The sequence below is a fragment of the Thalassobacterium maritimum genome (assembly GCF_031127805.1).
GTDB lineage: Bacteria > Verrucomicrobiota > Verrucomicrobiia > Opitutales > Coraliomargaritaceae > Thalassobacterium > Thalassobacterium maritimum.
This window is the reverse complement of record NZ_JARXHW010000076.1, coordinates 1-11,138: the sequence shown is the minus strand read 5'-3', so window position 1 is coordinate 11,138 and position 11,138 is coordinate 1. Positions and strand designations below refer to the sequence as shown.

The 11,138-nt window shown below is 47.4% G+C and carries 4 protein-coding genes; 1 reads left to right on the top strand and 3 read right to left on the bottom strand.

Annotated elements, in window-relative coordinates; translation table 11 throughout:
* Nucleotides 1-321: 321 nt before the first annotated feature.
* On the bottom strand, nt 322-9,222 hold the full coding sequence (locus QEH52_RS18380; RefSeq protein ID WP_308952416.1) for an Ig-like domain-containing protein: 8,901 nt from the start codon (nt 9,220-9,222) through the stop codon (nt 322-324).
* Between the two features lie 298 nt (nt 9,223-9,520).
* Between QEH52_RS18380 and QEH52_RS20805 the strand changes: the two genes are divergently transcribed.
* Entirely contained in the window at nt 9,521-9,772 is a 252-nt protein-coding gene (locus QEH52_RS20805) for a type IV pilus modification PilV family protein (RefSeq protein ID WP_425609298.1), read from the top strand.
* 12 nt (nt 9,773-9,784) lie between these two features.
* Here the strand turns inward: QEH52_RS20805 and QEH52_RS18375 are convergent, their stop codons facing one another.
* Nucleotides 9,785-10,393 (bottom strand): IS630 family transposase, encoded by a 609-nt coding sequence (locus tag QEH52_RS18375; protein ID WP_308952417.1) that lies wholly within the window; start codon nt 10,391-10,393, stop codon nt 9,785-9,787.
* Nucleotides 10,353-10,730: a transposase gene (locus QEH52_RS18370; RefSeq protein WP_308952415.1), complete on the bottom strand. Its 378-nt coding sequence runs from the start codon at nt 10,728-10,730 to the stop codon at nt 10,353-10,355. Before QEH52_RS18370 ends, QEH52_RS18375 begins: the two co-directional genes overlap by 41 nt.
* Between the last annotated feature and the right edge of the window lie 408 nt (nt 10,731-11,138).

Below are 11,138 nucleotides of genomic sequence, written 5' to 3'. Positions count from 1 at the left end.
TCGGGAAATGTCCCTTCTAACGAACCGCAGGGGTGATGTTGCAACCGACGTTCGATTTCAGCGGGTGTCACGGAACCTTCGGGGCCCGATGCAAACGCAAGTGCAGATCCTTTTAGCTCCTTCATAGTGCCCACCAAACGACGCGGGTTGCCGCGAATCAGACGCGTCTGCCTCGAAACATTTGCAGGCAAGCGCAGCCCCTGCGCTTTCAGCGAACCAAGGAAGACAGCTTCGAATTCACCAACAAGTGCATCGAATTCATCGCTAAAGCCATGACAGATGATAAAATCACGGGCAACACATCAATTCGCGGTATTGATACTACGGCTGCACTTCGATCAGATAAAACCCGGATGGATTTGCCATCGAGTCCACTTGATCCGTAAAGTCCATCAACTCGCCTGATCCCTGCATCCAGGAAGAGATCGGCAACCACCCGCTCAGGTCATCCGACCATTTTACACGATAAAAACGGTCTTCGACAGAATTCCACTTGAGCGAGAAATCACCCGTTCTCAGCGACGACGGGTCAAACCGTTGGGCCAAATAATCGTTTCGATCCATTGGATCCGACCCGGCCATCCATTCTTCATAATCAGAGCGACCGTCACCGTCAGAGTCACTGAGTCCATCCGTGGCACCAGGCGTTCCGAAATGAGCGGCCTCCCACCAGTCAGGAATCAGGTTTCCTTCGTCAGTGATAATATATGATGAATCAAAGCTTGAACTCGATTGTCCTTCCTTCGTTACGATCGTATTAATCGTCGAACTCATATTAACAAGCACGTGTCCACCATTGACGATTGAACGACTACTCTCGTCAGGAACAGATCCATCCAGAGTATAATAAACCGTGCTCCCAGAGACGCTTGACTCGATTCCAACTGCAATTGGCTCAGCTGAGGCCGTTTGATCGATCGGGTCGAAAGTAAGAGAAGGTATAAGATAGGCATAGACCCCCACATTCTCAACCGTAATCAAAAGATGGCTTGAGGTCAGACTTAGATACCCCGAATACGGCAATTTTTGAATGAGCCGCCCGGAGAAGCGCTCCCAGATGAATGTCTCCGAACCACTACCGGAGATCACCAAATTATGCGAAACGATCGGGCCCCAAGAGAGTGAGCTCAGGGATCCTTGAACACCTTCATTGTATGAAAAGATATCGTCACCAGTCTCTTCATCAAAAACGCTGACTCCATCGTAGTTGTTGCCGTAAATTTCGCCGTCAGCATACGCTGGAGTTCCAAGCGAGTCAATCGGTCGCGACCACCGAACTTCCTGGTTAACTGTATCAATAGACACTAGTTCGTAACTAGACTCACCTGAAACAAGCTCCTCATTAACATCGATCAGAAATGCACTTGTCTCAGAGAGTGCCACGAGCGGCAACCTCCCGCCTGAAACTGAACTTAGATGCTCATCAGAAAGCGACCACAGATGAGCTCCGCTAAAGCTATTGAAGCAATGAAGCGCATCACCCGAAAAAACGTATAGCTTATCATCAATAGCTGAAAACCGCCCTCCGATTGGAAAATCCAAGTCTAATGCAAACTTAACACTTCCCGAAGCTGGGTTTAGTGCATAAAGCCGAGGACTGGAAGTAGAACGACTAGGAAGCCAAATGGTATCATTAGTGACCGAAATAGGCTCATGATGGCCAACATCTGGTACATTCAATTCCCATAACGTCGAACCATCATCAACACTCATAGCAACGATTCTCTCATCAGCCTCAAAATAGATAATTCCGTTATATACAGAAATCGGATAAAGGTAATCACCTTCGCTATAAGGAGCTTCAGACCACTGGAGGCTTCCATCAGAAAGGTTGAACGATGATACTTTGCTATTTAGCCAATCAGCTACAATGACGCGTCCCTCATAGATAACAGAATAATACCGGACCGATGGCAGGTCGATCGACCAATCCAGAAGAAATGGAGGCTCCTCTTGCAGTGTCATTGAAAAACCAGTACGTGCACCACCACTTTGGAAGGTTATCCAGTTCTCACCAAAATCTTCAACGATAGAAATCTCAACGGAGCCTACGTCAGTTCCACCGTGACCGTCGGCAATAGTGTATTCGAAAGTTGTAGTTATATCGACTACACCTTCTAACGGAACATACCTCAAAGAACCATCAACGTTCTGAGTGATCATGCCAGATTCAGGCTGGGTAAATGAAATCACAGTCAATGGATCACCGTCGACATCTATATCATTGAAGGTTAATCGAAGATTCGAAATTTCTTCTCCAGGCTTTGTTCCGCGAACATCATTCCGCGCGATTGGAGGATCTTGAACAGGCTGAATGCCGATCTGAACCTCTACTGGATCAGATAGAATATCATCATCGGCAACAATGAAGCTTAATACGTCCGCATTATCGCCGAAAAGATCATCTGGAGCTATATATCCGACATAGCCGTTAGAATTGCTCACGGCTGCTGGCGTTCGTTTTATAGGATCCCCCCATTCACCATCATCACCGATCTGATATAATTGACCAGATTTAGGAAGCTCCACGATCGAGAAGGACAACACATCACTATCAAGGTCATTTGCCTCCAGTTTAATAATAAGCTGTGAATCCTCCAGGAGACGGACACTCGAAGTCGTCGCTGTTGGCGCAGCATTTACGGCGTCTTGAACGCGAAACGCTCTCAATACTCCATCACTTCCAGCAATCAAAAGCATATCGTCCAGAAGACTGATCTCCCCCTTATGAGGAATTTCTTGAAGAAGCTCACCCGAAAACAGGTCAAAAACATAAATCTGATTTCTGCCCCGAAGAAACAATCGATCCAAGCTGATAATCGGCTGGTCAAGAATATCGATATGGTAATTAGTTTCATAACTACGAACAAGAACTCCAGTCTCAACATCATAAGCATTAACTTTAGCGCCTTCCATCATGCAAAACACTAAACCGTCTGCGATTGAAGGAACCGCTTCCAAAAAATCGCCGGCAATACGCCAGAGAATCGCACCCTGCTGTAAGTCAATCGCCACCAAATCATATATACCCCCCTCCGAAAGTACGACACTAAAAGCAATCCCACCAGATGAAGAAATTGGCGAATCGTACCCAGTGGAAACCGCCCCCAAGTCAGCTCTCCAAATCACCTCACCACTATTGACATCATTCTTGATCAAGGTACCTGAAACCGACGTCAGGACGCCATCCGCGGAAACCAACGGCATAACATCACGATCGTATACATAACTACTAGTCAAGCCGAGATCTAACACTCCCTCACCCGCATTCAAATCAAACGCCGATAGCCCAGCATCCGTACTCCAATGTCCAGCCCATATTCTGTCCCCATCAATCAACGGCCACCTTACAATTTCACCACGATAAGCACCCTCTACCTCCCAAATCTGGCTACCATCTTCAGAATCCAGCAAAACCATTCTCCCCGAACTCCTTGTCGATGCAAGCAGGACACCACCAGACAAAACAGGCGCATTGAACGCCTCTGCACTCAGGCTATTTGTCAAACTAGCGGACCAACAAATGCCTCCTGTCTGGCGATCAATTGCCAGTGCTTCATTACGAAAAACTGTACGATCATTATACTCAGGCGTGATGAATATACAGTTTAACTGTCCGACGACACGATGCGGCACGCCACCAAGGTCAATCGCCCATTTTTCGGCCAACAATCCTTCTCCCATAAGCACTGGAATAAAGCCATCTCGACTCGCGTCCGTCCCTTCCATTTCCCAGACCAGACCATCGTCAGGGTTATTAAGAATGGAAATGGAAGCACCGGCTTCGCCCCCACTCGCATCTGTGATCATATAGGTAAACGTATCGATATACTCGCCACTTCCGTCGCTGGTATAAATGAAGTGTTCTCCATCCAAAACGACTGTGCCATAAGATGGCTGAGTATATCCTGAAATCGTCAGTGCATCGCCATCCAAATCGAAATCATTATGCAGCGGGTTGAATCGAACTGACACTTCACCCTCACGTAGTGGAATACGATCATCATAGGCCGAAGGCGCATCGTTCACATTTGATATAGTTATGCTTGCGATTGCTGTATCTGAGAAGTAGGTGCCGTCATTGACCTTGAACTCGAAGGACGCGATGGCACTGCCTGCGTGGTTAGATGGCGGACGATAAATCAGCTTCATTTCAGGATGATCGACACGACATGGCACTTCCAAAATCTCGGCCTCGGGCTGAATACCATCCGTGGTTTGAAAGAGCAGGCCACTTTTTGGAAGTGAATAAAGCATCGCAAAGAGAGGATCACCATCTGCATCACTCCCCTTGAGCTCTATTGAAGCATCCGAATCCTCGGGCAGAATAAATTCCTCAGAAAGGCCAGCGGGAACGCTATTTTGCTCCGATTCCAACATATACATGATCATCCCACCGCCCATTTGGTGAGAGAGTGCCAGTGCTCCATTAGCAAATGAGACGTATCCTGAGAAGCCCCCAGCTGCGAATGTTTGTTGAACTAAACCTGTGGCTAAATCGAAAACCCAGAAATTAAAATTATATGCACTCACCACGAGAGAATCATCTGTGACAAACATATCAAAAACATCATCAGTATTGACGTCATAGGTGCGAATGGAACTACCATCGACCATCGAAAACGCTTCAATTTGCCGCCCTGGTCGTTCAACATACATTACGCCATTCCCGACAACAGGCTTGGATCGAGGAATGCCATCAACCCTCCACTTTATCGATCGTGTTGATAGATCCACCGCGATTATTTCATAAGTCATATTGACTACGGCAATACCGCTATCGCAGACAATTGACGCCGCATCACGGGGATAGCCCTCACTCAATAAACTCAGCGACCACAAATCGCTACCATCGGTAGAATCAAAAGCAAACAAAACTCCATCAACGCAGAGGTAAGCTTCATCTCCCTGAAACACCGGTTCCCATTCTTCAATGTAGCCCTCCACATCCCGCGTGAAAGCAACTTCCCCGGTTGCTAAGTCGAGTGCTGTTAACTTGTGACGGGCTCCGATATAGACTCGGCCCTTAAATATACGCGGCGATCCGCTAGAGCTCGTATAATCTATAAGCGTTTCCCAAACCAGCTGTCCACTACCGCTGTCGATCGCATACACTACAGTCTCCTGCTCATTCCAATGATTTAGTCTATAAACCAGTAAATTGCCCCCAAGAACGGGCTGACCTCCAGAACCAAGACTGCGCTCTGATGTAAATTCCCATTCAACCAAACCAGTTGAAACTGAAAGAGCTTTCACCGTATGAGAATCACTCGTTCCAACTGGCTCGAGATACACTCTCTCAGCACTCATCAGAACACCTCCATTAGCTGCTCCCACATCGCTCTTCTCCCAAATTTTGCGAAAAGCCTGGCCGTCAAATGTTCCGGGATAATATCCAGTTTTCTGAGCATTTCCGCCTGCCATGGGCCAGGCTCCATTCATCACGCTACCGTAGCGAATGACTACTGAGGCAGTAGACACCTCACCTTCCGGATCCTGAATCGTGTATGAGAAGCGATCGCTCCCGCCCAAGAATGTCGGGTTAGGCGTATATTCGAATTTCCCCACCCCCAAATGAACCAGTTGTCCTTTAGCTGGCGACGTATAAGATAATAAGCTTAGAGCATCCCCCTCCGGATCACTATCATTCTCAAGAACACTAAACGCCTCAATAGTTTCACCAGGCACAGCTCCAATACTATCATTACGCGCGACTGGACCATCATTAACCGGCAGAATATCGATGACTACACTCGCTTCCAGCGATTCGGAGCGTTTATCCTTTAAACAAAATCTAAATGTTTCGTATGGCTCGCCATATCCATTAATTTCAGGAACGTAGAGAACACGCCGCTCCTCATTGGTGACTCTACCCGGTTCGCGGATCTGCTCCCCTTTTACATCAGCATCCAAAACTTGATAGAGCTTACCCTTCGCAGGCATCTCTGTTACCCAAGCAACCATGGGATTTCCATCTGGGTCGGATCCTTCAAGCTCGATGATGAGTTCAGTATCCTCATTCGATTGGACATGCACACTCTCTGCAACAGGAGGCAAGTTAGGCAACTCAAGCACTTCAATTTGAATTGGGATAAAGACAGGTCCATTTACGGGATCATTACTCCCTACCCGCAACTGCATCTCATAATCCCCAGGATCAATATCTGTTGAATCAATGGTTACCCGCACCGTCGAGGATTCTCCGGGTCCAAGCGTGAGACGCTTTCCCCTCGCACTCGACTCAACCCAAGACAAGTCATCAAACTCAATATGGATATCATCCCAATAAGACGATCCGCCCCTCTCGTTCTCTAAATTGATCTCAGTTATCCCGCCTAACTGAGATTTCGAGAATGGCATCATACTAAGCCGACCCGCATATTCTCCGTTTATGTATACTTCACACCAATTGTTTAAAAAGTCACCTGCTGCGCCATAATGAAAATCTCTGAACTCCAAATGAAACCATTCTTCGCCTTCATATTCCTCATGATACAGTAATTTCGAACTGTTGTAGCTGAACAATAATTTGCTCGAATTGTAATCCGACTTGTCCGTATACACCGATACAATACCGTTTGCTGGATCCTCTAGAGTGGGCCTAACCCAAACCGCAACACTCTCAACTCCCAGACGAGTAGGCAGGTAAGACAGGTCATGCCTGAACCCATTCCATGATTCATCTCTAAAATGCGAATAGTAACTATTATTTCCAGTCAGGCCATACCGATCGCTAACGAAGGATTGCTGGTCCTCATCTCCCCAATAATCCAAACCTACCTGATTAGACTCCCAACTCTCAAAAAGAGGCTCTATCGAACCACCAAGGTTAGAAGCTCCACTTAACACATCTGCAGTATATACTAAGGGCACATCCCCCTGATTCGTGACCACTAATTCATGCATCGTCACCGCATCTTGCAACTGCGAGGCCTCGATAACCTCACTGCCTGAGACATGAAGGTGACTTTTCCCTAGCAATATATTGTTACCACCGATGAAAGTTTCATCGACCACGATAATATCTGAGTTCACATAACCCTCAGCGACTACATGAAAGAAATAAGTTCCGTCTAAAACCTCGAATGAGAAAAACCCCAATGCATCGACATCAACGACCCCTTCACTGTCGCCCCAGTAATAAATTTTAGCGCCAACGATAGGATTACTGTCAGTAAGACTCAGAACATTTCCTGAAATCGTAGTCGAAGTAAAAGCTGAAAACACCTGTTCAAAGCTCCACTCGTTAAGGTCTTCATCAGTGACAGTTACCACCAAACGAAACTCTTTCGGCGTCTCTAGCACCTCAGATAGAGAAAAACGAAACGGGTCAAAAGCTGTATCGACCGTAGCACCCGCTTCAACATTACCAACACTAGACATGGTATCTAACAGAACAATATCATCATCCGGATATAATAAAGACACAGTCGCAGTCACATCCTTCGCCATCACTGTTCCTGCGTTTTTTAACGAAATCGAATAATCAAAAGATTCACCGGGGTTTATCACTGAATCCCCATTTCCAATCACTTCAATAAAACTAGAGCCAACATGACTCAAATATGAACCCGTAGCTGATCGAAGTGCTGCATTTACATTTAGGCGACCAGAACTCGCAACTTTGCCGATTAATGCCGGCTTCAAGTCAGCAGTTACCATCATACGATCAATCATCTCCGCAGCAGACAACGACGGATCGGACGCCTTCAATAATACAGCGGCTCCAGCGACTTGCGGTGCTGCCATAGAGGTTCCAGACCTCAAACTAAAATTCTGGTTATAAGCACCACCATTATCTGTGCTATAAATTCCAGTTCCTGGTGCAGCGATATCTACAGTCAGCGCTCCGGTATTCGTATAGTATGCTAATTCATCATAACGATCAGTAGCCGCGACCGAGACAATGTTATCCTGAGGGTAACATGCCGGATAAACAGGCAGTGCATCCGTATCTTGCGCTTCATTTCCTGCGGCTGCTACAAAAATAGAATCAGCTTGCCGAGCATACTCAATGGCTTCCGACATCGCTTGAGAATAGCCGCCTCCCCCCCAAGAGTTTGAAGTAACGAATGCGCCATTGTCTGTTGCATAGTAAAGAGCAGGCACGGCATCCGACAGGTTCCCGCCAGCTTGATTAGACAAAAATTTCAGTGCCATCAACGATACATCTTGAGCCACACCCGAAACCCCAATCCCATTGTTCCCGACCGCTCCAACGATCCCGGCGCAGTGAGTCCCATGTCCATTGTCATCTGTCGGGTCATTATCACCGTTATGAAAATCCCAACCATACACATCATCGATATATCCATTGCTATCATCATCAATTCCGTTGTCCGGGATTTCATCCGTGTTCACCCATAAATTATCAACAAGATCAACATGTTGTAGATTCACGCCGGTATCAATGATACCGACAACAAGCGAAGAATCACCCGTCTCTATATCCCATGCTTCAAACGCGTCAATATCAGCATCCAAAACCCCAGAAACTTGACCGATATTGTTTAAGTTCCACTGTGTCCCAAAGTATGGATCATTCGTCAGAGCAAACGAGTGAACGGTAAAATCCGGTTCTGCATAAGTAACAGGAGCTTCGTCCATTGAATATGCGGCTAAGCTTAGGTCATATGCTTCAATCTCATGGCTAGGTAAGCCTACGATAAAGAGAGGTTGCGAGGGCACAAAACGCCGCATCGTCCCCTGCCGTGCGACAACAAACTCGGATAACTGCGCCTCCGTTTTATTATCGGCGAGCCGAACAAGTAAATGATCCGCAACCATCGACAGCTGTTCCAGCAACTGCTCTTCCCCCGTCAACGGATCACGCGCAATTCGCTCTTCAATACGGACATACGGATATTTTGCATCGACTTCTTTGACTGTAATACGCTCAAACACCCCATCGGCATCTGGCTCTGACTCCACCTGCTCTAAAACTTTGCCCGACTCGTAGAACTCACGCTTAAGTTGGGCAGACGCAAATTCCGGCTCATCCAACATGGAATCCAGAGACTCTGGCAATGGAGCATTGGCACGTGGAGATGGCACCGCAAGCACTCGATCTGAGGGTGAAACCTCTACAGCAGAATCTGCCACCATCCGCTTATGCGTAGACAAATCTACTCGATCCCTCTGAGACCCCTCACTCAGCATCCAACAAACAGCTGCCACAAGCGTGCAGACAAAAGCCCCAAAAACTATATATCGTATTTTCATTTTATTCTAACAAAACTGGAGCACTAAAAATGCCACTACCGCACCACAGTTACTTAAATTAAAAAAACATCCCCGAGCCACATCCCGGCAAGATCCTGCTGGAAGAAGACATCAAACCGGCAGCTGCCGCCTACCGCGTGGCCAAGGACTCCAGCATCTCACAGCCGACAAAGAAGCCACTACAATTCAGGTGACATAAAAGAAGGGTTTTCGCCCCCTATTTACGCAATAACATCACGTAAAATAGACCGAAAATAATGCGTTGCGCATTCAAACATATACCCATCGAATGCAATAGATGACACTAGTAGGACTTCAGCCCGCCCGCTGCTACTATGAGAAACACGCAGGTTTTTCACTGTTAGAGGTCATGATCTCTATGTTCATACTGACGCTGTTTATTTTGGCATTCACGAAGGGACTAAGCTATGTGAAATACTTGGCAGAGGACAACCTCTATGAGGCCACAGCCCTGACGGTGGCAGTGAGCATTATAGAGCAAATGAAGGGCGCAAGTTTAAATCTTCTCGAGAACCCAACCAAATCTTAGAGCATTCTGCATTTAGCTAGATGAGTATTTCGCATGCGTAAGGAAGTTTGAGCAGATTGTTTCTGAGAAGGAATCCAACGACTCGGCCAACCTTTGAACGATCCGTTCAAAGGATTCGGAGGGGTGAGCTCTGAGGTAGGCTTTGATTTTGGAAAAGACCATCTCGATCGGATTCATATCGGGGCTATAAGGGGGCAGATAGATGATATCGGCTCCGACCTCTTGGAGGACTTCGCGCACCTCCGAACTTTTGTGGCTGGAGAGGTTGTCGCAGATGACGATGTCCCCGGGGCTCAATGTAGGGGCGAGTATCTGTTCGATGTATTGCAGGAACGTCACTGCGTTCATCGGCCCGTCGAAAAGGATAGGCTCGTCTATTCGGTCGTGGCGCAGCGCTGCGATGAACGTGTTGGTGTGCCAGTGCCCGTGTGGGGCATAGTCAATACAGCGCTCAGAAGACAGGCTGCGTCCATAAAGACGCGTCATTTTGGTGTTGATCCCACACTCGTCGATAAACACGAGCTTGCGGCGATCCCAGCTCTGTTGAAGCTTCCTCCAGAGTGTGCGTTCTTCTTGAACGTCATCGCGGTTTTGCTCCCATGCGCAGAGAGTTTTTTTTATAGCTATATCCCCACCTCGACAGGGCTCGCATCACGGTAGTGTGGTGCATCTGCAAGCCCACTTCCTCAGCAAGGCGTGCCGTCAGTTCCTCAAGAGTGGCTCCACGGTCCTTCTCAACCCATCCGGTAATGAGAGCTTTGTGAGCATCGAGCTTAGAGCCTTCGGGCTGCCCCATCTTCTTCGGTTTGAGATCCCCAGACTCGCGCTGCCTTCGGAAGAAACGATAGACACTACTGGTGCTCACGCCAAGCATCTGGCTGACGTCGGCTTCGCTGTAGCCCTCTTCTCGTTTTTTAACGATACGTTTACGCAGATCTTCGCTGAGTGGTCGTCCCATCTCATGCTTATCAAGCAAAACTTAAGGAAAGTACAGCTTTAATTCGACTTAAATGCAGAATGCTCTAGAATATGCTTAACGGCTAAAGCCGTCACTCTTACCTTTGACTGTATATCCTCAGGTAAGAGTGAGCGCTTCAGCGCTTTTGGACACGAGGCGGTTCATTTAGATTTCTTCATTTCATCATACGATTTACGTCATTACTTTTGAGAAACGCTCTAATCGACTCTCCGGTCCCCACAGACTGTTCCACTAACAGAGATGAATACCACCCCACAGCAATTACGCCTCCTGTTTCTCTTTCGCCCAATACGGGGTCAGCCCAATATTTCATGCTTTTGAAGTTTTCTCCAATTCTCTTCATCCTGCTTACCGGCTGTTCGGTGCCGGCTGACCGCACTTTGCACA

Coding starts and splice junctions, on each gene's coding strand:
- QEH52_RS18380 (WP_308952416.1), bottom strand. CDS start 9,222: ATGAAAATACGATATATAGTTTTTGGGGCTTTTGTCTGCACGCTTGTG.
- QEH52_RS20805 (WP_425609298.1), top strand. CDS start 9,521: ATGACACTAGTAGGACTTCAGCCCGCCCGCTGCTACTATGAGAAACAC.
- QEH52_RS18370 (WP_308952415.1), bottom strand. CDS start 10,730: ATGGGACGACCACTCAGCGAAGATCTGCGTAAACGTATCGTTAAAAAA.